Origin of the sequence: Bacillus sp. FSL K6-6038 (assembly GCF_038050455.1) — a bacterium.
GTDB lineage: Bacteria > Bacillota > Bacilli > Bacillales > Bacillaceae_G > Bacillus_A > Bacillus_A pseudomycoides.
Genome location: NZ_JBBOUH010000001.1, coordinates 3,746,262 through 3,769,845 on the forward strand (window position 1 = coordinate 3,746,262; position 23,584 = coordinate 3,769,845).

The window sequence follows — 23,584 nt, forward strand, 5'->3', positions numbered from 1 at the left end:
TTCCTCCGCTACATTAACATTGTTGGATTAAAGTCGATTGAGATCTGCAAATCTTTTTGCATTTCTGCTTGATAATGTTCATTTACCATTTTGAGCACGTACTTTAAGTTTGGTTCCCGCTTGTATTTTATCATGCATTGGTATCGATATCTATCTTTTATCCTTGGAATTGCTGAAGCAACCGGTCCTAGCACCATTGTTTGCCGCGAGCAATGCGTTCGTAAATAACCGACAATTTTTTCCGTTACTTGCACTGCTTTTAATAACTCTGGATGCGAAACGGTTACAAGTGCGACATAGTAGTATGGCGGGTATTGCCTTGTTTTTCTCATTTGCATTTCTTGTTCAAAAAATACATCGTACTGCTGATTCTTTGCTAGTTCTACGCTATAGTGTTCTGGCGTATACGTTTGAATTACTACTTCTCCTGGTAATTCATGTCGACCTGCACGTCCACTCACCTGTGTCAATAACTGATACGTCTTCTCGCTTGCTCGAAAATCTGGTAAATGTAGCATCGTATCAGCTGTTAAGACACCAACAAGTGTAACCTTTGGAAAATCAAGCCCTTTAGCGATCATCTGTGTTCCAAGTAAGATATCAGCTTTCTCTTCACCGAAGGCTTTTAATAACTTTTCGTGCATTCCTTTGCGACTCGTTGTATCAACATCCATACGGATAACCCGCGCCTCTGGAAATAACTTTGTAATTTCTTCTTCTACCTTTTGTGTTCCTGTCCCAAAGAAACGAATATACGAACTATTACAAGCAGGACAAGCAGTTGGCATACTTTCCTCATAACTGCAATAGTGACATTTTAAACGATGATTCATTTTATGATAGGTGAGTGATATATCACAGTGTGGACATTGCACGACATAACCACAATCACGACACATGACAAACGTTGAATGGCCTCTTCGATTTAAAAAAAGAACCATTTGTTCTTTCTTTTCTAACCGATCCGCTATTTTCTCATGAAGTAATTTTGAAAACATAGAACGATTTCCATCACGCAGTTCCTCACGCATATCAACAATTTCTACTGTCGGCAACGCTTGTTCATTCATACGCTTTTGCATGGTTAGTAGCTCATAAACACCTTTTTTCGCTCTAGCAAATGATTCTAGAGTCGGCGTTGCACTGCCGAGCACGATTGGACAATTATGATATTGCCCTCGCCAAATCGCAACATCCCTGGCATGATATTTCGGATTATCTTCTTGTTTATAACTTGACTCATGTTCTTCATCAATAATAATAATTCCTAAGTTTTCAAATGGAGCAAAAATAGCGGAGCGTGCTCCAACAACAACTTTTACTTCTTTTCGTAAAATTTTCCGCCATTCATCATATTTTTCCCCAACAGAAAGCGCACTATGAAGAACCGCAACTTGCGAACCAAAACGTCCTTTAAATCGATCTACCATTTGCGGTGTTAACGCAATTTCTGGAACAAGTACAATCGCCTCTTTTCCCTTTTTCAACACCGCAGCAATGGATTGCAAATACACTTCTGTTTTACCGCTTCCTGTAACACCATATAGTAAAAATGGATTATATGTTTCATTTGTAATGGATGACAAGATGGGCGTAATCACTTGATTTTGTTCATCTGTGAGCGGAAATGGCTTTGTCTGTTCAAAAGCATCATCGTCATATGGGTTACGATATACTTCAATGTACTGTTCTAAAAGCAACCCTTTTTTCACAAGCGACTTTACCGGTGCATCTGTTATTTGTAGTTCTTCTGTTAATGTTTTTAATGGCACACTGTGATAATTTTCTACAAAGTAATACAGTACATCTTGTTGCTTTTTACTTTTCAGCTCAAAGGCAGCTGCCTCTAATTGTTCCTGTGGCAATTCTGGCTGAATCACCCTTTGTTTCTTCTTTTGCACCTTATCTTTTACTTTATAGATGACTTCAATAGTGCCGTTTGTTATCTCTTTTTGAACCATGCGATACATATGTGAGTGCGTAGCAATTTCTTCCCAATCTATCGCTTCTTTCCCTTGAAACAAATCACGAATTTCCGGCGCCACTGCAGCTGTTTTATGGAGCTGTAGCCGTTTTTTATAAGTCGCTTTTATCGCAGCTGGAAGCATAACTTGAAAAGCTGAAATCATATAACATAATGTTTCATCCGTCAGCCAAAAACCAAGTTGTAATAATTCTTCATTTAAAACTGGCGTAACATCTAGTATTTCATGCAATGCTTTTAACTTTTTACTTTCCACATCGACTGAATCTTTTATTTCAATAATAAAGCCTTGTAATTTCCGTGGACCAAACGGAACGACTACACGCATACCTGTTTGTACAATATCTTCCCATTTCTTAGGGATAACATAATCAAACGGGCGATCTGTTTGACGTGCCGGTACATCAACGATTACACTTGCAAATTTCATACACGATCCTCTTCTAACATCGCTTTAATTTGCATTAAAATTTCACGTGCAACTTCTTTCTTTGTTAAAAGAGGTAATCGAATAACTTCTCCATCTTTTCTATACATTGTTACAATATTCGTATCCGTACCGAATCCTGCACCTTGTGCTTTCACATCATTTGCAACAATCATATTTGCATTTTTTTCACGCAATTTTTTCGTTGCATATTCTTCTATATTTGTCGTTTCAGCAGCAAAACCGATTAGGAGTTGATGCTCTTTTTTCTCACCGAGTGTTTTCAAAATATCGATTGTTCTTTCTAACTCAATGACTGCATCGCCACTTTTCTTTTTCATCTTCTGATTATGCACAATTTTCGGGCGATAGTCTGCTACTGCAGCTGTTTTAATAACAACATCCATAGATCCATAATGTTGCATTACAGCTTCTAACATATCTTGTGCAGATTCTACTTGCACAGTTGTTACATTTACAGGTGGTGCTATTGCAGTTGGACCTGAAACAAGTATTACATCCGCTCCTAAGTTAGCAGCAACTTCCGCTAGCGCATACCCCATTTTCCCTGAAGAAAAGTTCGTCATAAAACGTACTGGATCAATTTTTTCACGAGTTGGGCCAGCAGTTACTAAAATTTTCTTTCCCTTTAATGGTTTATGTTCTGAAAACGCTTCTTGTAATCGAGCGATAATTGTTTCTGGTTCTTCTAATCGACCTTTCGCAACATATCCACATGCTAAAAAGCCTTCTCCAGGCTCAATAAATGTATATCCCAACGCTTTTAACGTCATCATATTCTTTTGGACAATTTTATTTTCATACATATGCACATTCATAGCAGGTGCAATCCAGACTGGCGCTATAGTAGCTAACAATGTTGTTGTGATCATATCATCAGCAATACCATTTGCTAATTTTCCGATACAATTCGCTGTTGCTGGTGCAATAAGCACAACGTCCGCCCAATCCGCTAAATCAATATGAGCGATAACTGCAGAATCTTTTTCATCAAACGTATCCGTGTATACATCATGGCGAGAAAGCGCTTGAAATGTAAGAGGTGTAACAAATTTCATCGCCGATTCACTCATCATTACTTTTACAAGTGCTCCTGCTTGTGTTAATTTACTCGTTAACGCAGCCGCTTTAAAAACAGCAATGCCTCCTGTTACACATAGAAGTATCTTTTTCCCTTTTAGCATATGACTCGTCCTCTTTCTTTTTCAAACTTATTCTGCTGAAATGTATTCATTCCAGCTCGTCAGTGCTAGTATTTCATTAAACAAAAACCTATTTCTTTTAGCTCTATCATAAAAAAATAACAACCTACTTGTAAATAGGTTGTTACCGTTACATAGAAAAGTATAAAGTCTATGTTTTCATTTGTCGAAGAGAATGCCTTACTCAGATACTTTCTCTTCGCTTGGTACATAATTTAATGCTTCCGCATCGATTTCTTCCAACGCTTTACCTACACATTTATGAGAAACAGGATTTTCAACAACACAGTTGTTAGCCATTTGCATTTCACGAGCGCGTTTTGCCGCTACTGTTACTAATGTATATTTAGAGTCGATTTTTTTTAGCAATGAATCAATTGATGGATTTAACATATTATATACCCTCCGTCATTTCTTTATAATATTTCGCTACTCTGTCGCGGCGGCAATGTTCACCAACCACAATAGCTTTAATGCGTTCACAAGCAAGTTCTACTTTATCATTTTCTACTACATAGTCATAAGCGTCCATCATCTCGATTTCTTCTTTTGCTACAGTTAAACGATTTTCAATAACATCTTCAGTCTCTGTACCGCGACCAACGATGCGATTCTTAAGCTCTGATAAGCTTGGAGGAGCTAAGAAAATAAATACCCCTTCTGGGAAAGCTTTCTTTACTTGAATTGCTCCTTGTACTTCAATTTCTAAGAATACATCTTTTCCTTCTTGCAATGTTTTTTCAACATAATCGATTGGTGTTCCATAGTAATTCCCAACGAACTCTGCCCACTCAAGCAGCTTTTCGTTACGAATCATTTCTTCAAACTCTTCTCTCTCTTTAAAGAAATAATCCACACCATCTACTTCACCTTCACGCGGTTTACGTGTCGTTACTGAAATAGAGTATTGAAATCTTGTATCTTCATGGCTGAACAACTCTTTTCGAACTGTCCCTTTCCCAACGCCAGAAGGTCCTGAAAGAACGATGAGCAACCCTCTTCTACTTCTCATAAATATGTAAAACCTACCCTTCCTCACTTAAATCTTCTTTATTATTTAAACGATGTGCAATCGTCTCTGGCTGAATTGGGCTTAGTACAATATGCCCATCATCCATAACAATAACCGCCCTTGTTTTTCTCCCATACGTAGCATCTAGTAACACGTTATGTTCACGCGCTTCCTGCACCGTTCGTTTAATAGGAGCTGACTCCGGACTTACAATTGCAATAATTCGATGAGCAGATACAATATTCCCATATCCAATATTTAAAAACCGCATGGCCATAGTTTGCGCCTCCTAGTAAGTCTATCCGATTTCCCCACCACGTATAACTTTATATATTTTTTGACAGCTACTCAATATTTTGTACCTGTTCACGAATTTTTTCAAGGTTATTTTTCATTTCTACAACATATTTTGAAATTGTTAAGTCGTTTGCCTTAGAACCGATCGTGTTAATTTCCCGATGCATCTCTTGTACAATGAAATCCATTTTTCTACCAACAGGCTCCTCGATCTCAAGGGCTTCATGAAATTGAGCTAAATGACTTTGCAAGCGAACCAATTCTTCATGAATATCCGAGCGCTCCGCAAACATCGCTACCTCTGTCAGCAACCTTTGTTCATCTAACTCATGATTATGTAATTCTTTTAAGCGATTTTCCAATCGTTCACGATATTTTTGAGTAACAATTGGTGCATGCGGAATAATCGCATTTACACAATCGTGTATCTCTTGTAAACGATACGCCATATCTTTATGTAATCGTTCTCCTTCGCCATCTCTCATCGTTTTTAACGTACGAGCAGCTTGGCGAACAGCTTCATATAAATTTTGTTCAAATTGTTCATTTACATTTTCCATTTCTTCAATCGCCGTTACTTCTGGCATTGCCATTAATTGTTGAAGTGTAATGGAATCTTGTAATTGAAATTTCGTTTTCACGTCTTCCATAATGGATTTATACTGCTTGAGAAGCGGCCAATTCACACTTAACTTTCTTTCAACAAGCCCTTCCCCTGTAATAATAATGGACACTTCAATACGCCCGCGGCGAACTTGTTCTGCAATTAACTTACGAATTTTGTCCTCAAAAACCATCATTTGTTTCGGAAGTCGAATGTTCATCTCTAAAAAACGATGGTTCACTGACTTCATTTCTACTGTAATTTGAAAAGCATCATTTTCCACTTTCGCTCTTCCAAATCCTGTCATACTAGAAATCATCTTTATCACATCCACACCATGAAATAACTCAATGAAAAAGGTAATAGAGATGCAACTCTACTACCTTTTGTAAATTATATCACATTTTCATATCATTGACTATTTCAAGTTTATGCCTCTCTTATACAATATCGGCTTCTTCTTCTCCTTTTTCCCTGTCAATAAAGAGCCGACTAATAAAAATGTTGGAATGGACGATAAACCAACGATTAATAACCAATCTCTCGCTTGAATTGGCATTGTACTAAAAATCGGTTGCAATGGTGGATAATAAATAACCACAAGCATTAATAACACCGAAATAATAACTGCTCCAACCAAATATATATTCCCAAAAGGATTACGATGGAATATAGAGTGTTCACTGCGGCAGTCAAATACATGAATAAGCTGTGCTAAAACTAGTGTAGCAAAAGCTACTGTTTGCGCATATTTCAATTCATTTGGATGCTGATTAAATGCAATAATAAATGCCAGCAAGGTTACAATACCAATTAAAAAGCCTCTACTCACAATTTTCCAAGCCAACCCTCTTGCAAACACCCCTTCTTTCGGATGCCGTGGATTTCTTCTCATCACATCTCCCTCAGCTGCATCCAACCCTAGTGCCATTGCTGGTAAACCATCTGTTACTAAATTCACCCATAAAATTTGAATTGGAACCATCGGAAGTGGTAAAGCAAGCATCATCGCAAATAACATAACTAAAATCTCTCCAACATTTGATGCTAATAAATACCGAATGAACTTCCGAATATTCTCATATATATTTCGTCCCTCTTTAATTGCCGATTTAATCGTAGCAAAGTTATCATCTAGCAAAACAAGAGAGGAAGCTTCTTTAGCTACATCCGTTCCTGTAATTCCCATCGCTATCCCAATATCAGCTGTTTTAATAGCAGGAGCGTCATTCACTCCATCACCTGTCATCGCCACAATATGATCTTTATTTTGAAGAGCTTTTACAATTTTTAATTTATGTTCAGGAGATACACGTGCAAATACATAGGTATCTTCTACAATATCCTCTAGTTCATCTACAGACATATTTGCTAATTCTACACCTTCTATAACGCGGCCATTCGGTGGTAAAACCCCTAACTGCTCCGCAATTGCCATCGCTGTTACTTTATGGTCTCCTGTAATCATTACCGTTTTAATACCAGCCTCTTTACACTCTTTTACGGCCTGTTTCACTTCTGGTCTTGGCGGGTCTATCATTCCTTGTATCCCGACAAGCATGAAATCTTTTTCTACTTCTCTTTCATGTTCAATTGAATCTGTTACTTTTAAAGCCCTAAATGCAACAGCAATCGTTCGAAGCGCTTGACTTCCAAGGTTATGAATTGCCGCTTGCACTTCTTTACGATATAACTCACTTAAAGGTTGCTGTTTATCCCCCCATAAAATTGTTTGGCTCATTTGCAAAAGAACATCAGGTGCCCCTTTTGTGACTACAAATTTTCTACCATCACGATCACGAACGATTACGCTCATCATTTTTCGTGTGGAATCAAAAGGGAGTTCATGAATAATTTCAAACTTCTCTTTTAAAGCTTCTCGGGATATTCCTGCTTTCATCGCCGCTGCAACGAGCGCACCTTCTGTCGGATCTCCATCTAGGACATATGTTTTTTTCTTTTTTACAATGCTCGCGTTATTGCATAAACACCCAAATGTTAATAATTGATATAACGCCCTTGTAGATTCCGGATTAACCTTCTGCTCACCTTTCATAAATGATCCAGTAGGCTCGTAGCCTTGCCCGGTTACATGCCATGTTTCGCCACCTGACCACATATGTGTTACCATCATTTTATTTTGTGTCATCGTACCCGTTTTGTCCGAACAAATAACAGAAGCACATCCTAAAGTTTCTACTGCTGGTAATTTTCGAACAATCGCTCTCTTTTTAATCATGCGCTGTACACCAAGTGACAATGCGACCGTAACAATCGCTGGTAATCCTTCTGGAATTGCTGCAACAGCAAGTGACACACCCGCTAAGAACATATGATACACTTCATTCCCTTGATACACTCCAGCTAGTACAACAAGTGCTGTTAAAATAAGGGCAACAATGATTAGAATCTTCCCAAGTTGTTCTAATCTTCTTTGCAGCGGTGTTTCCATTTGCTCTGCATTTTGCAACAGATTTGCAATCTGCCCCATAGCCGTGTTCATCCCTGTAGCTACTACTACTCCGGCCCCGGAACCCCTTGTTATCATCGTCCCCATAAATGCCATATTTTTTTGATCACCAATCGCAACATTTTGACCGCCTAATGCTTCCACTTTCTTTTGAACAGGTACAGATTCTCCCGTTAAAGCCGATTCCTCGATATATAAACTCGATGCTTCAACAAGACGAATATCAGCACCAATACGGTCGCCGCTAGAAAATTTAATGATATCCCCAAGGACAAGTGCTTTAGATGGTATTTTCATCCATTTTCCATTTCGTAAAACCGTTACTTGCGGGGCAGCTAATTCTTTCAAAGCCTCCAATGATTTTTCTGCTTTTCTTTCTTGAAAAAAACCAAGAACACCATTGATAATAACAATTGCGACAATTGCAATCGAATCAATATACTCTCCTAAAAAAGCTGAAATGATTGTCGCACCAAACAAAACAAGTACCATAAAATCTTTAAACTGCGCCAAAAATACAAGAAGTGCAGAAGGCCGCTTTGCTTCTTGTAATTCATTTGGCCCTAGCTTCTTTAAGCGCCCTTCCGCTTCTTGCTCTGACAGTCCTACCTTCACATTCGTATTCGTTCTTTCTTCCACTTCATGTGCACGCATTTCATACCAATTCATCTCGCTATCGACCTCCTGATTGCAGACATGCTCTAATGAAAGCTTATTCAGTCCCGTCCAAAAAAATGCTATAATTAACATTTAGTTAGAAAGGAGTGTTCATAATGGCATTCGATGGATTATTTACAAGAGCGATTACACATGAAATTGCAAATTCTCTTCAAACAGGAAGAATTTCAAAAATATATCAACCATCAAAATATGAGGTTTTGTTACATATTCGAGCAAACGGAAAAAATCAAAAATTACTTATTTCCGCACACCCTACATACGCACGTATGCATCTTACAAATCAAAGTTATGATTCACCAGCATTACCACCAATGTTTTGCATGCTTCTTCGCAAACATTTAGAAGGTGGATTTATTGAGAAAATTGAACAAATCGATTTAGAACGTATCATTCAAATTACCGTTCGAAGCCGTAACGAGATTGGGGACGAATCGTTAAAAACATTAGTGATTGAAATAATGGGTCGTCACAGCAATATTATTTTAGTAGACGCGAAAACAAATATCATTTTAGATAGCTTAAAGCACGTTTCTTTAGCGGTAAATCGGCATCGTACTGTATATGCTGGCGCTGAATATATTGCACCACCAGCACAGCATAAAATTAATCCCTTGCAGATTGAAACACAAGATGAGTTTATTAGGCCACTAGACTTTTTAGCAGGAAATATGGATAAACAACTTGTTGGGGCCTTTATGGGGATTTCTCCGCTATTTGCAAAAGAAGTTGTAAAGAAAGCTGTTATGGTAAATGAACATGCATTATCAGAAGCGTTTTTCACATTACAAAAACCAATGCAAGCGCATCAATATGAACCAACAATGATAACGGCAAATGGAAAAGAGTTCTTTTATCTCTTCCCTCTTACACATTTAAAAGGGGATAATAAAACATTCTTATCTGTAAGTGAATTATTAGATCGATTCTTCTTTGGAAAGGCTGAACGCGATCGTGTAAAACAACAAGCACATGATTTAGAACGATTTATGCACAATGAAAAAGCAAAAAATGAAAAGAAATTAATTAAATTACAAAAAACACTACAAGATGCTGGGAAAGCTAATAAATATCAATTATTCGGTGAACTTCTTACAGCTAACATGTATGCATTAAAAAAAGGTGACAAAGAAATTGAGGTTGTCAACTACTACGATGAAAATGGCGGAACAGTAAAAATTACATTAGATCCACTGAAAACACCGTCAGAAAACGCACAACGTTATTTCCAAAAGTATCAAAAAGCGAAAAATTCTGTTGCAATCGTAAAAGAACAAATTGAAAAAACAAATGAAGAAATCCTTTACTTTGATAGCCTACTTCAACAAATGGAGGCTGCTTCTTCAAAAGATATCGAGGAGATTCGCGAAGAATTAGCTGAAGAAGGTTATATGCGTAACCGTAAGTCGAAGAATACAAAGAAAAAAACATCAAAACCGATATTAGATAAATATATCTCTACCGATGGAACAGAAATTTTAGTCGGTAAAAATAATAAACAAAATGACTATTTAACAACCAAATTTGCACGTCGTGATGAAATTTGGTTACATACAAAAGATATTCCTGGTTCTCACGTTGTTATTCGCTCATTAGAACCAACTGAAGAGACTTTATTAGAAGCTGCTAAACTCGCTGCTTATTACAGTAAAGCAAAAGATTCTAGTTCTGTTCCTGTAGATTTCACAAAAATTCGCCATGTTAAAAAACCAAGCGGTGCTAAACTTGGGTTTGTGACATATGATAATCAACAAACATTGTATGTAACACCAGATGCTGATACGGTGATGAAATTAAAAGCTTAAAACAAAAAGAGGTAATAACGATATTAATTAAATCGTTATTACCTTTTTTTATACCTATCACTTAATAAAAACTATTTTTCACAAAAAAGTTATTGAGCAATTAAAAATATATCGTGTTAAAAAGTTTATACCCTAGATTTTCATGTCAAAAAAATGTAGACACATATAATTTTATATGTCTACATTTTTTGACAGTATATTCATTACTAAGTATCTTCCCTCATAAAGTGAAGCTTTAATCAGTAGGAGGTTTTCTTCATCCCCACTGATTATTAGCCCTCACCAATCGGGTGCCCGATCCCCACCTATCTTCTTTACTTTTGTTGAATTTTACAGTGGGGGTCTTATTGCCCACGAACAGCTAGATTGAGAATATTGGCATAATTATTGCTTTATATAGACAATGAAAAGGAGGAATCAAAATGACTACTAGAATCAAAAAAATTCAAGAACAACTAACCGAATATGGAATAGACGGATTACTCATTACGAAAAAGGAAAATCGCCAGTATGCAACTGGATTTACAGGTAGTGCTGGAGTCGTATTACTATCTGCAACTGAAACTGTATTCATTACAGATTTCCGCTATGTCGATCAAGCAAAAACACAGGTACAAGAAACTGAAATCATTATGCATAAAGGAAACATAGAACAAGAGATTGCAAATCAGACAACTAGATTAAACATCCAAAGACTAGGCATCGAAGAAAACAATATGACCTTAAAACAGTATAGTTCGTTAAAAAAATATACAAACATCAAACTTGTACAAGTAAGTGAACTAGTAGAAACAATCCGTTCCATTAAGGAAGAGTCTGAAATCGAAACAATTAAAGTTGCAGCACGTATGGCCGATGAAGCATTTCAACATATAACAGGATTTCTAAAACCCGGTGTATCTGAATTTGATGTCCGAGATGAATTAGAGTTTTTTATGCGAAAACAAGGGGCCTCTTCCTCATCATTTAACATTATCGTAGCTTCTGGAGTCCGTTCTTCTCTTCCCCACGGCGTTGCCACAAATAAGATGATTGAAAACGGAGATATGGTTACATTAGATTTTGGTGCACTTTACAATGGGTATTGCTCTGATTTAACACGTACTATTGCGATTGGAAGTTACTCCAAAGAATTCGAAAAAATATATAGTATTGTATTAGAAGCATTAAAACGAGGAACCAAAGCAATCCGGCCTGGTGAATCCGCAAAAACGATTGATGATGTGACAAGAAATTACATTACAGATAACGGCTACGGTGAATACTTTGGCCATTCTACCGGCCATGGCGTTGGATTAGAACTTCATGAACCACTTCGATTATCACAAGAAAGTAAAGCTACTTTACAAGAAGGAATGGTTGTTACTGTCGAACCAGGTATTTATATTCCAAACTGGGGTGGCTGTAGGATTGAAGATGATATTGTCATTACAAAAGATGGGCATGAAGTAATTACAAAGGCAAATAGAGACCTTATTGTTATTGGTTAATAACCACAAACTTGATTCATATACGCTCCTAAAAAAGAATTTCTTCCTACATATAGAAACCCTTCTATAAAGAAATTATTTATTAGGAGGAATTTCTATTGAATTTCGTAATTGATAAGATTGACGGATTAAACACAGAGTTCTCAAAACTTGTTTCTATGCTGAATTATACTCGCTATACAACTATGCAAGCTGTACAAGACTTAACAATTGAAGAACTCGATTATTTGCACGATGATCAGGCAAACTCGATTGGTATGCTTTTGTACCATATGGCTGCAGTCGAGTTTTATTATCAAATTCATCCCTTTGAAGATCGCGAGCCAACAGAAGCTGAATTAGAACGCTGGTTACCAGGAGTTGAATTGGGTGATCTTGGACGTCAAACGATTAAAAATCACCCTATAGACTACTACATAGATACGTTACAAAAAGTTCGCGATAAAACGATTGCAACGTTTCAATCACTACCAGATGAATGGCTATATAAAACCACAACGTTTTGGCACGACAAACCTGCAAATAACTACTTCAAATGGTTCCATGTATTCAAGGATGAGCTGAGTCATCGCGGGCAAATTCGTTTAATTAAAAAAATGCAAAAAACTCATTCTGTAAAATAATAAAAAGTGCTATCTCTTAGCGAGGTAGCACTTTTTTATGTTTTAGATACGTCATCACCTAATAATAATTTTTTATTCACTTTTGTAACAATCATTCCCACAATACCTAAGATTATAAGTAAATATACTAATCTAGCAAAAGATAGCCACCCTTGAAAAATTGGCATCATATCCATTTGTCTACCGCCTTCCAACAATATGAATGGCACTGTAGCTATTAAAATGACAAACTCAATTCCTAAAACGATCTTCTTTTTTCGGGTGTATGCTCTAAATTCATCCCAACGATATAATACAGCAAAAATAAAACCCACTGCATAAATAATGTCGATCCAATCACTTTCAATAAAATACTTTAAAATAAGTCCTATAGCGAAGCATCCCATAAGACCGTAAAAACCTATTTTCTCCTTCATATATTCCATCTCTCTATCTAGTAATAAAACCGTATAATATTTTATCCACTTTCAGGATTATTTGTATTATATCATCCACTTTCACCTTGTAAGTGCAGTACATGAAATTGTTATATTTTCTTTCTCTACGTACTCACACACTCCCACTCTCTTCATACACTAAACTACCCGAACGCCTAAAGGATGTGAGCAAAATGGGAGTAGAATTAACACTTCTGCACGCCCTCTATATTCTTTGTTTACTTACAATTATCACCTTTTTTTATTCTTCGAAAAGATACGACAATCATTTGTATTGTTTTTTATCTTTTTACTAGCTCTAACCGCAACACATTCCATTCCTCTTGCCGTTAGCGAGATTTTTCAAAGTTTTATCTATGCCATTACCGAACTACTACCAACTATTTTAATCATCTCTATTATTATTTCAATGAGCAATTTACTCGTGCATACTGGTTCTGTTGAATCAACTGAACCAGCTAAAGTTCTTACTTCTATTACTCCTCGCACAAAAAAATGGTTAGCAATTTGTAAAGTAGATCCATTCGAACTTGCTAGACGCAATTTTATACCGGTCGTTATCGGGTTAATTGTCACTACAATTGTCGCGATGTTTCTTTTATAACCGTAGACAAGTTTTCTTTGCTTACTGTTTTCCTTTGCGAACTGTTGAAATATACTGATTCCCAAAAGGGATTTCAAACCATCTGTCAAAATTATATTAAGAGAACAATTAGTTTAAAACGTTTAAAAGAAACATATTACTTCTTAAGAAAAGGGGACATAACCATGAGTGAATTGATTTTCTTCTTATTTATTTGTCCATTACTTATTTTTATTGTTTCAGTACTTGGGACACGTAGAACAAGAACGTATTACGTAATGCCAATTGTAACGTTTGCTATTTTTCTTATATTAGGAGTTATATTGTTTCCCCCTTCATTTTTCTTTTGGATTGGCATGTATAGCATCTTCTCATTTATCGTTTCTTATATAACTTTATTATTTGTAAAGGGGTATGAAGCTGTGGAGGGAAAATAGTAATATCTTTTATTTAAGAAATTTAACGATTCTGTTTGAAAATGTACCTCTCATCTTCAAAATCATTCTCTTTATCTTTTTTAAATAGCCTTTTTAATTTATCAAACAATCTTTCCCCTCCACCTAAAGATAATGATATATAAGTTTTCGTTTTCTTAGCTTGATGACAATGGGGTAACACAACATGCCCATCAACTTAAGACATTTTATAATTCATAAATATTTAAAGATGAAGTTACCGCTCAGAGAAAAATTTGATAAAGTTTTTAATAATATTCTTCCTTATCGCAATAATTATATTTTATAAAGCTGGGTCCTGCCACATCGCTATCAAGCTAGTATTTTGAAATGTCCCACAACGAAAAAAATGAAAGCTGTATTTCCATGCAACTATGAAGAGATAAAATTTTCGTTTTGAGGAAACTTCAGTAACGTTCAATTCGTCTTGTAAGCTCTTTTCAATATATTCAATTGAGTTTTGTATTCTTTCAAAATGATTCATTCCTCAATACCACAGTATATTCATATTTTATAATTCAAACAAAATATTTTTTGGTAATTTTCGCTAATTCTACCTTTATATTGTAACCTATACTCTGTGCCTCTTTATGAATTTTAAGTGCATTTAAAAAGATGGCTTTCCTTTAACGCAAGGAAAGCCATCTTTTAATTTTCATAAGTTATCTTTTTACCATTGTTTCCATCTTATGCAAACTTATGAATACTTTGATTAGGGATCTGTATGAACTATTTAAGGGCGCAACACATTTGTACCAGAGTCAATAATCGTATACATGTGCTTTCAGATAGATAAGTAATGTTTATGAACACATAAAAAAAGAAGAGAATTTTTATAATTCTCTTCCTTTTTAAGTAGGGAAACTTTCATGCTCTTTAGTTGTTCAGTTCATTGAAAAATGCTGTAAAATTTACCCTTTCTATTATCTACTCTTGAAAATTAAGGTTCTTATTCGTCTTTTGAAGTAGCTCCCTATCTTCATCAAGCAAAAAATAAAAACATCCCAAAAACGAAATTTTTTTTCGTTTTTGGGATGCAAATGTATTTTAACTTAATGGCATTTTAGATTACCCATTATACATGCATTTTTGATAAATTATCCTCTAACAAACTAGAATTATAATTAGGTGCTAGTACGATATTTGTATATGTTCCTATACCCGAAAGGTACTTATACCTATGCTTGAAACCCGTTGGAATAAAAACAGATGCAGGACTCTCAATGATTTGAGACTCTCCTTCAATTTCCACTTCACATACGAGGCCTGTACCATCTATTTTATTCCCCCAGAAGATAAAGGCACTATCACAATGATGTGCGTGAATATCTACATGTCCTTCTAAGTTATCATCCATATGCGCACCGTAGAATACACGCTGTATCACATAAAATGAAGCCCGTTCATCCGTTCTATAATCCATCTGCACCCACCGCTCTCCTGGACCATCGCGATGATATAAAAGCTCAGATGCTCCCTTTACAAATGGTTTACTAACTCGGAGAGACTTTGAAAGCCTTGGCCCTTTTCTTTCTATGCATTTTTGTTGAATGTTCCTTACTCTTCCTATCATTTCAGGCTGAATACCCTCGTATGCTGAGTCATTCTGCTGAACAGCTTTTTTATGATAAGGTGCCGTATGAGTAAATATGTTCTTTCCAATAATCGGTCTCCAATGATCTACTTTACAACCAGTAGCTAATTGAAGAGATCGAGTCAATTCAGGAATCATCTGTAGTTTAAAGTACTGAAGATTACGCTTTTGAGATAAAAATACTGATAAATTTAGCAAGTCAACAATCCCAGCACGTTCACCTATTCCGCACAATGTAGTATCAATGACAGATGCCCCTGAATCGATTGCAGCAAGAGCATTTGCCATGGCTAGTCCTAAATCATTATGAAGGTGAACTTCAATCTCACAAGGGAATGTCTCAACAGATTTCTTCACGATTGTCGCACACTGACTTGGTTCCCAAATTCCTACAGTGTCTGCTAAACTGATTCGGTCTGCTCCAGCTACATGTGCAACCTGTCCAATGTAGGCGATATCTTCCCATTCAGTTCGCGAAGCATCTTCAATAGTAAAACGGATTTTCATCCCTAAAGATTTTGCTTCTTCAATAGCTTGTTTCACTTGATTAATAACGTAGTCTTTTGATCTATTGGTGTACTTTGTTTGTAAAGAAATGGGGTTAATAGACGCCCAGATTCCTATCCAATCGGCACCAGCACGATAAGCCGCATGAACTTCTTCTTTTTTTGCCCGAGCATGCATAAGTATTTCAGCGTACTTTGCAGAGGCTGCAACTTCTCGGCAAATCTCTTCTTCTTCTTCAGAAATACCCGGGTGTCCAACCTCGATAAGAGTTACTCCAAAATTCTCTAACATATGGAGTAAGGTAATTTTATCTTCCTTGGAGAAACGAATACCACATTGTTGTTCTCCTTCACGTAAGGTGGCATCCAATATTGTTATACCCTTATTCATTCCTTTTTTCCTTCTTTCATTTCTATAAAGTTTAACGTTTGTTCGAATAGGCTATTACGATTCTTTTCATAAACAGCCCAGTGCGTTGCATCGGGGATTACAACTTCTTTTTTTTGTTTTGTACCTGTTAGTTTTGACATCATATTTCGGTCTGCAAACGTGTCATCTTCTCCATAAATGACAAGTACTGGAACGTTAATTTTAGATACATCATATAAAGGCTGATTTTTCCAAATGTAAAACAAATCCTCTAGTGGACCAATTGGTCGACGAATAGTTTGATTATTTTTCTTACTCATAGGATCCGAATTGATAAATACTTGTTTTACGGCATCCATTGCTTCATTTGTAACGATTGTTTTCTTTCCCATCATCATATGCCAATGATGCATTCCTTTATCAAAGTCCACCATTTGATAGGCTGATGCTTCAGGATTAAATTGATTAGGTTGTAATGGATTTTCAAGAGATTTTGTCATCATAGGAAGTGTGAATCCATGCATATACCCATATAAAATAAGTTTATTAATATCTTGAGGATGGGATATTGCATAATTTCCAGCGACAACACCCCCATATGACCATCCTATTATATGAATCTTTTTCACATTTCTTTTCTTTTGGATCCACTTTACAACTGTTTCTAGATCCTTAGTTGCATCATTCACATGAATAACCGGACGGTTTTGGGAAGGAGGATCTGACATTTCTTTAGGGCGAGAAGAATGACCAAACCCTCGAAAATCCATGGCCCAAGTATCATATCCTTTTTTGGCATACTCATCCATCCACGAATATTTTGGTACATCAAATGCTTGAGCTGTAGGTACACTAAATGGTTCTAAAAATAAGACAATTTCATCGGATTTATACTGTTTTTTATTATTTAAGTTTTTATGAAGCAAAAATAATTTTTCTTCTCCTTGCTGAATTTCTAATTCTTGTTTTACTACTTTAGGAGTCTGAGCATTTTGAGAAGTTTCTTTTATATTAGAACAACCAGACATAAGCATTATAAAAAAAATCCCTACTAAACTAATATGTGTCCATTTTATCTTCATTTAGAATGTCCCTTTCATTTCATAGAAATAATAGCTATTATTCCAGCCGCAATAATTAATCCGGCTGGTAAACCTTTTGTAAATAATACGGCAACAAGAGTCCCTATTAAGACACCTAACAATATCGTAGGATTCATAGATAGAATTCCTACACCCTTCCCTCCTATGTATGACACAGTGAAACCTGCAAGAATGGACCCTAATCCCATAGGGGAAGCAATTAATTTTACTACGTTTTCGTTTGTAATCTTCCCTGATGCAATTGGAATTAAAAAGAATAACATAAGAAAGAAAATACCAATTTGAAAAGAGTATTGTTGAATAAAATGTAATAAAGTTTTTTGTCCAACAGCAAGTAAAATTCCTAATAAGCAAGCCGCACCAGCTAGTGCATAATCCTTTATAAGCAGAGCGAGCATTACAATTATTCCAAGTAACAAAAAAGGAAGCATAATCTTTTCTCTCATCTATAGTGTGGTATAGTCCCAACTACCATTTTCCGGTATAGAGACTTGTACCATATTCTGGTTTGCAAGGTTAATTTGAATTAAATTTGGACTTATTACAGGTCTTAACTCTTCTCGATTTATCATAAATTTAAATGCTTCAAAGCTTGCTAGAATGCCTACTATATTCGCAACGGGAGACAATACAGCCCATGGACGATCTTTTTGTACATAACTGCTTGCCCATTTCTCATCCGCGCCATATGTAACGGAATGAAGAGCACGTCCATCTTTTAATTCATGAATTTTATTTTGCATTTCTGGTGTTAGCTCTTGTTGATAAGACGGATATCCTAACGCAATTTCATAGGGCGTAGAGTTAGGAGTTAAAGACATGACACCACCTCTAAAGGGGGGGGTAACCGCGATCCAAATAGAAGGGATTCCTAGTTTCTGAGCTGTACGATGGATAATTACTCTCGCTACTAAATTGTCAGTTGCATCTATAATGACATCTGCATTCGTTAGAAGTTCTAATGCATTGTCCTCGGTAACAAATTCTTTTGTTATCTCTATTTGTAATAATGGATTAATGTCTTGCAAAACTTCTAAAGCGACCTCTGCTTTTTGCTGTCCTAATTTACTGATGGAACTTAGCATTTGTCGATTGATATTGCTTGCTTCAAATACATCTTGATCAATAACATGTAAAGAACCTACACCCATTCGTGCCAATTGAATGAGTGTAATTCCTCCTACTCCCCCTGCTCCAACTACAGTAACGCGAGCATTTTTTAATTTTTCTTGCTCCTCTACAGAAATGACGCCAATATTTCGCGTGAAACTTTCTTCATATATATTTTGTGTATTTTTATTTTTTGTTAACAAATTATTTTCCTCCTTACAGTGTTGTATAATCCCAACCATCTTTTGGTGCATTTTTTACTTGGACGGGGTTCTGGCTATTTACATCAATAACAATCCCTTTTGGAGCTCTCGCTAACGGTTCACGACCAGTTAACACTTGGATTGCTTCATGAAAGCTAAATAATGACAATAGATGGGCACGCATCGGCGTGATAATCCATCCTGCTTTTCCATCACAAAAATCTTGTGCCCACTCTTTTGGTGCCCCTTTTTCTACAGAATACCAAGCTCGACTTTTCTTTATATCCGCAATTTGTTGTCTTAATTCGTGATTGGTTAATTTGCCTCCTACAATAGATACATTCAATGCTTCCTCATAAGGAATTCCAGTTGGAAAAAATGTAGAAACAAATCCTCTTGTGGGAGGACTACCTGACATCCCCACACTTGGTATACCTAATTCTCTAGCAGTTCTATGTATAATAACTCTTGAAGGCATATCATCTACGGCTTCTACTACAATATCGTGCCCTTTTATAAGTTCGATTACATTATCTTCATCTACTCTTGTTTGTATAAAGTTTGTTGATATATAGGGATGTATATCTTTTACAACCTGTTCTGCAACTTTTGCTTTTGGTTCACCTATAACACTAGAAAGTGCTAACATTTGTCTGTTAATATTAGATATTTCAAATTCATCTGGATCAACGCCTGTAATATGCCCAATCCCCATCCGAGAGAAGAGAATTGCTTCATATCCACCTACACCCCCTAATCCAAAAATAATAACCTTCTTATTTCGAAGACATTCTTGTTCCTGTTCAGAATACACACCAATATTCTTCTTAACCATTTCCCAATAATATGAATCCATATCCATTTTGAAGTCTCCTTTATATGTAGTAACCATTTCAAAAAAATAATTCCTGTATATAAAAATAGCCTAGAAGTATGTCTTTTTTGTGTGCTATTTGTAAAAAAATAGAAAAATCTTCAATTCTTATTTTTTTAACAAATGAATATCTCTCCATTTATCCCGCATTAATGGGCAGTAATACTCCCACCTCAAAATTCTACGAAAGCAAAGAAGTTAAGTGGGAGATACACTGCCCATAAAAGCCCGATTGGTTCAACTAATAATCAGTGGGAGATGGAGAAAACCCCCACTGATTAAAGTTTCACTTTATTAAAGAACTAAATAAATATAGCAATTTTTTTTTAGTTAACAGAAGATGTCTTCCGTTAACTTGTTAAACTTAATATATATAATAGATACTTTTTACGGAACACAATTGAAGAAAGAAGGATGATGATGGATTTTAAAACTTGGTTAAAAAATGAAGAAAAACGAACGGAAATCGCACCGTTACGAAAAGAAAACGATTTTTGATATTTCTTACGATTAGTCAATCCTTATTTTTAGATTTTTAATCAATTAAATATCGCAAAGCCTATATCATATATGTTAAATTTAATGCAAACTAAATACCCCTAATATGTATTCGTTTTTTTACTAGGGGGAATAAATATAGTATGATGAATGAGACTATGATTTCAGGCGGTTAACCGATAATCATAGTGTATGTTATGTGTAATAAGGTAGAAGAGGAGCTTCAATAACTTATTTACACATGCGATTGACGCAACTTTATGACATTTGTTATAAGGTTGCGTTTTTAATTTATCATAATACTCAACAATGTGGTTCTGTCCGTAACGACGTAGCTTTATCATGTTCTGGATAATGAGAAAAAGAAGCTTACGCAGATGCTTATTTCCACGTTTATTGATCTTATCTTTGAAAAAAGTTTTTCCTGATTGAAAACGGCGTATATCAATACCTGCAAATGCATTAAGTTGTTTGTTATTTTCGAAGCGAGTAATATCCCCGATTTCAGCTAACAAACGTATAGCCGTATTGGGACCTATTCCCGGAAAACTAAGAATAATTGGATATTCTGTGCGACTTTCAGCTAATCGTACCATCTTCGTGATACACTGTTCTTTTTGATAAAGGAGCTCCTGATAGCGTTTCGCGTACGATTTGAGTTGTTCACATAAAACGTCATCCTGACGTACGGCTGGATAAGAATACCTGGCAGCCTCAAGTACTTCCATAGCTTTCTTTTCTGCTATGCTGATTGAGATGTTTTTATTGGTATTCTTGCGAATCTGATTCTTCATGACCGTTTTGGAAAGATTTTGAACAAAATCTGGGTGAGGGAATAATTGAACAAAGTTTAAAAATAAATCTGACTTAGTTGTGAAAATCTGTTCCAATTCCGGAAATGTCAACTGAATGACTTTATGCATCCGGCTACGAATCAAAGATAATTCGTCATCCAGTTCACTATAAAACCTTGAGAGTGATTTTAATTGATAAAATAAGTTATCTGTGCCTGTCTTTTCCCTCCGGGAAGCCGTGAAATGTGTGAGAGCTAATTGATGCGCGTCGCTTCTATCGGTTTTATGAATCCGTAAGGAATCGCATTGTAATTTCGCTTCTAAAGGATTCAACAGAAAGTATTCAAACTTGTTATCTTGCATAAAACGCTCTAGTTGTCTCGAATAGACACCAGTTGCTTCGAACACAATATGAGGTGATTTTTTATTTTCATTCATAAGTTGATCTATTCGTTTTCGTAGTTCTTCAAAATCGGGCTTAGAATGATTGATTTCACTTTCAAAAATACATTGTTTTTGAGCATTATAAATAACCATATAACTCTTTCCCATACTAACATCAAACGCAATTACATGTTGCATATTTTGCCTCCTTATGTAGAATTGAAGTCCTCATCTTACTCTTATCGATTCCCATTTCTTATACACGATCTCAAGGATCCACATACTAAACTGATTCAAATAAGGTAAGTGAAGAAGATCTGTTTTGGGTACGGATTTAAAATCCCAATATCAAAGCGACCTATTCTTCACTTCTACTATAAAAAAATAGTAGTGTAAACCAATGCCTTGGTTTACACTACTAATCTTAGTATGTTTTGGGTGTTATGTATTGTAAGATGTTACAAATACGAAAATCCACATAAAAATATAAAAAAACCATTAAATAGTTTTTGTCATGCCCATTTTTAGTGTATTCATAGAGAATCAATAAAAATGCACTACCATATTACCTTTTAGTATGCTTAGCTTGATGACGATGTGTCGGGACCTCATCTAGAATAATTGTTAGAATTACCAGGATAAGAGGATATTTATCTAACCATATTTTCTATAAAAAACACGACCGCGTTTCCCCCGCGGTCGTGTTCTTTATAATTAGGCTGTAATCCAATCCTCGTCAGCTGGATTTTTACGCCATTCTTGTAATTTTTTTGTTTCAGCTTGTCCGATCATACCTTTTTCTGCTGCCACTTCAGTTAATGCACTGTAGTCGCTTAGAGAATATGATGCTACGTTTGCTGCTGCTAGTTTTTCTTTTCCTGCTTCAAGCTCATACGTGAAGATTGATACGATTCCTAATACTTCACAGCCAGCTTCGCGAAGTGCTTCTACACAAGTAATTGCACTGCCGCCAGTTGAAATTAAGTCTTCTACTACTACTACTTTTTGACCTTTTTCTGCTTTTCCTTCAATCTGGTTCCCTTTACCATGACCTTTTGCTTTACTACGTACATAGCACATTGGTAAATCCATACGATCACTTACCCATGCAGCGTGCGCAATACCAGCAGTTGCTGTTCCTGCAATAACTTCTACAGTTGGGAAGTGTTCTTCGATTAACTTCTCTAATCCTGCCGCAATCGCTTGGCGTACTTTTGGATATGATAACGTTAAACGATTATCACAATAAATTGGTGATTTCATACCAGAAGACCATGTAAATGGATCATTTGGTTGTAAAAATACTGCGCCAATTTCTAATAGATGAGATGCGATTTCTTTTTTCATATTGTTACACCTTCCCACTGTTGTTTTACGGTTTTATACGCTTCAAGCGGATTTTCTGCCTTTGTAATACTACGTCCCACTACAATGTAACTTGAACCAAGTTCACGTGCACGCTTTGGCGTTGCTACGCGTACTTGATCATTAACATCATCGCTTGCAAGACGAATCCCCGGTGTTACTGTTACAAATGCAGGTCCGCATACTTCACGTAACTTTGGTACTTCTAGTGTCGAACATACAACACCATCAAGTCCACTTTCTTTCGTTAATTTTGCATAATGAGCAACCGCTTCTTCTAACGTTTTCTCAATACCAATCTCTTTTTTCATCATAGCTTCCGAAGTGCTTGTTAGTTGTGTAACTGCAATACAAATCGGTCTCTCTTTTCCTTCTCGCTTACCTTCCACTAATCCCTCAACCGCAGCTTTCATCATGCTACTTCCCCCAGCAGCATGAACATTTACCATATCAACATCTAGACTAGCTAGGCTGCGCATAGCGCTTTTTACTGTATTCGGAATATCATGGAGCTTTAAATCTAGAAAAATTTGATGCCCTTTTTCTTTTAAGTACGTAATGATAGCAGGTCCCTCTTTATAGAATAGCTCCATACCAACTTTGACAAATAACTGTTCCCCTTCAAAGTGGCTTAAAAACTGTTCTACCTCTGCCTTACCTGGAAAATCCAGTGCAACGATTAAAGACTGTGACAT

At 36.1% G+C, this 23,584-nt stretch carries 20 protein-coding genes and 1 pseudogene; 5 read left to right on the forward strand and 16 right to left on the reverse strand.

Annotated features, from left to right (window positions below; all coding sequences use genetic code 11):
* Positions 1-8: 8 nt before the first annotated feature.
* From priA to NSQ40_RS19685, 7 genes are all read right to left on the reverse strand, one after another.
* On the reverse strand, positions 9-2,414 hold the full coding sequence (gene priA / locus NSQ40_RS19655; protein ID WP_098100890.1) for a primosomal protein N': 2,406 nt from the start codon (positions 2,412-2,414) through the stop codon (positions 9-11).
* Positions 2,411-3,616 carry a bifunctional phosphopantothenoylcysteine decarboxylase/phosphopantothenate--cysteine ligase CoaBC gene (gene coaBC / locus NSQ40_RS19660; RefSeq protein ID WP_003199652.1) on the reverse strand — a complete coding sequence of 402 codons (1,206 nt, stop codon included), beginning with the start codon at positions 3,614-3,616 and terminating at the stop codon, positions 2,411-2,413. Before coaBC ends, priA begins: the two co-directional genes overlap by 4 nt.
* A gap of 198 nt (positions 3,617-3,814) precedes the next feature.
* A complete protein-coding gene (gene rpoZ / locus NSQ40_RS19665; RefSeq protein WP_003199650.1) occupies positions 3,815-4,027 on the reverse strand; it encodes a DNA-directed RNA polymerase subunit omega in 213 nt (70 codons plus the stop codon).
* 1 nt (position 4,028) lies between these two features.
* The gene (gene gmk / locus NSQ40_RS19670; protein WP_003199649.1) at positions 4,029-4,646 is read right to left on the reverse strand and encodes a guanylate kinase; all 618 of its coding nucleotides are present in this window, start codon (positions 4,644-4,646) and stop codon (positions 4,029-4,031) included.
* Between the two features lie 13 nt (positions 4,647-4,659).
* The gene (remA, locus tag NSQ40_RS19675; RefSeq protein ID WP_001251459.1) at positions 4,660-4,923 is read right to left on the reverse strand and encodes an extracellular matrix/biofilm regulator RemA; all 264 of its coding nucleotides are present in this window, start codon (positions 4,921-4,923) and stop codon (positions 4,660-4,662) included.
* 67 nt (positions 4,924-4,990) lie between these two features.
* Positions 4,991-5,866 carry a YicC/YloC family endoribonuclease gene (locus NSQ40_RS19680; protein WP_003208193.1) on the reverse strand — a complete coding sequence of 292 codons (876 nt, stop codon included), beginning with the start codon at positions 5,864-5,866 and terminating at the stop codon, positions 4,991-4,993.
* A 99-nt stretch (positions 5,867-5,965) separates the two neighbouring features.
* Positions 5,966-8,686: a calcium-translocating P-type ATPase, SERCA-type gene (locus NSQ40_RS19685; protein WP_258248238.1), complete on the reverse strand. Its 2,721-nt coding sequence runs from the start codon at positions 8,684-8,686 to the stop codon at positions 5,966-5,968.
* A gap of 104 nt (positions 8,687-8,790) precedes the next feature.
* On the opposite strand from NSQ40_RS19685, the gene NSQ40_RS19690 reads away from it, so the two are divergent.
* The 3 genes from NSQ40_RS19690 (at position 8,791) to NSQ40_RS19700 (ending at position 12,613) form a co-directional block, all read left to right on the forward strand.
* Positions 8,791-10,500: an Rqc2 family fibronectin-binding protein gene (locus tag NSQ40_RS19690; RefSeq protein ID WP_003199640.1), complete on the forward strand. Its 1,710-nt coding sequence runs from the start codon at positions 8,791-8,793 to the stop codon at positions 10,498-10,500.
* A 422-nt stretch (positions 10,501-10,922) separates the two neighbouring features.
* Positions 10,923-11,990 carry a M24 family metallopeptidase gene (locus tag NSQ40_RS19695; protein ID WP_098158930.1) on the forward strand — a complete coding sequence of 356 codons (1,068 nt, stop codon included), beginning with the start codon at positions 10,923-10,925 and terminating at the stop codon, positions 11,988-11,990.
* 98 nt (positions 11,991-12,088) lie between these two features.
* Positions 12,089-12,613, forward strand: a complete 525-nt coding sequence (locus tag NSQ40_RS19700; RefSeq protein ID WP_041488515.1) for a DinB family protein — start codon at positions 12,089-12,091, stop codon at positions 12,611-12,613.
* A gap of 35 nt (positions 12,614-12,648) precedes the next feature.
* Here the strand turns inward: NSQ40_RS19700 and NSQ40_RS19705 are convergent, their stop codons facing one another.
* Positions 12,649-13,029 carry a YoqO family protein gene (locus NSQ40_RS19705; RefSeq protein ID WP_258248237.1) on the reverse strand — a complete coding sequence of 127 codons (381 nt, stop codon included), beginning with the start codon at positions 13,027-13,029 and terminating at the stop codon, positions 12,649-12,651.
* A gap of 194 nt (positions 13,030-13,223) precedes the next feature.
* On the opposite strand from NSQ40_RS19705, the pseudogene NSQ40_RS19710 reads away from it, so the two are divergent.
* Positions 13,224-13,543 (forward strand): annotated as a pseudogene (locus NSQ40_RS19710) (hypothetical protein); the annotation flags it as partial.
* Positions 13,544-13,818: 275 nt separating this feature from the next.
* Positions 13,819-14,070, forward strand: coding sequence for a YbeF family protein (locus NSQ40_RS19720; protein ID WP_003199628.1), 252 nt, complete (start codon positions 13,819-13,821; stop codon positions 14,068-14,070).
* A 1,093-nt stretch (positions 14,071-15,163) separates the two neighbouring features.
* Here NSQ40_RS19720 and NSQ40_RS19725 read toward each other — a convergent pair.
* From NSQ40_RS19725 to pyrF, 8 genes are all read right to left on the reverse strand, one after another.
* Positions 15,164-16,579 carry a homocitrate synthase/isopropylmalate synthase family protein gene (locus tag NSQ40_RS19725; protein ID WP_258248236.1) on the reverse strand — a complete coding sequence of 472 codons (1,416 nt, stop codon included), beginning with the start codon at positions 16,577-16,579 and terminating at the stop codon, positions 15,164-15,166.
* Positions 16,576-17,640: an alpha/beta hydrolase gene (locus tag NSQ40_RS19730; RefSeq protein ID WP_041488513.1), complete on the reverse strand. Its 1,065-nt coding sequence runs from the start codon at positions 17,638-17,640 to the stop codon at positions 16,576-16,578. The genes NSQ40_RS19725 and NSQ40_RS19730 overlap by 4 nt, the downstream gene beginning before the upstream one ends.
* Before the next feature lie 14 nt (positions 17,641-17,654).
* Positions 17,655-18,092, reverse strand: a complete 438-nt coding sequence (locus NSQ40_RS19735; protein ID WP_033798446.1) for a DUF441 family protein — start codon at positions 18,090-18,092, stop codon at positions 17,655-17,657.
* Between the two features lie 15 nt (positions 18,093-18,107).
* On the reverse strand, positions 18,108-18,974 hold the full coding sequence (locus tag NSQ40_RS19740) for a HesA/MoeB/ThiF family protein (RefSeq protein WP_003199617.1): 867 nt from the start codon (positions 18,972-18,974) through the stop codon (positions 18,108-18,110).
* A 13-nt stretch (positions 18,975-18,987) separates the two neighbouring features.
* Positions 18,988-19,836 carry a HesA/MoeB/ThiF family protein gene (locus NSQ40_RS19745; protein WP_033798445.1) on the reverse strand — a complete coding sequence of 283 codons (849 nt, stop codon included), beginning with the start codon at positions 19,834-19,836 and terminating at the stop codon, positions 18,988-18,990.
* 674 nt (positions 19,837-20,510) lie between these two features.
* Positions 20,511-21,722, reverse strand: a complete 1,212-nt coding sequence (locus tag NSQ40_RS19750) for an IS110 family transposase (protein WP_003203522.1) — start codon at positions 21,720-21,722, stop codon at positions 20,511-20,513.
* Between the two features lie 516 nt (positions 21,723-22,238).
* Entirely contained in the window at positions 22,239-22,871 is a 633-nt protein-coding gene (pyrE, locus tag NSQ40_RS19755) for an orotate phosphoribosyltransferase (protein WP_098158931.1), read from the reverse strand.
* On the reverse strand, positions 22,868-23,584 hold the full coding sequence (gene pyrF, locus NSQ40_RS19760; RefSeq protein WP_003199832.1) for an orotidine-5'-phosphate decarboxylase: 717 nt from the start codon (positions 23,582-23,584) through the stop codon (positions 22,868-22,870). Before pyrF ends, pyrE begins: the two co-directional genes overlap by 4 nt.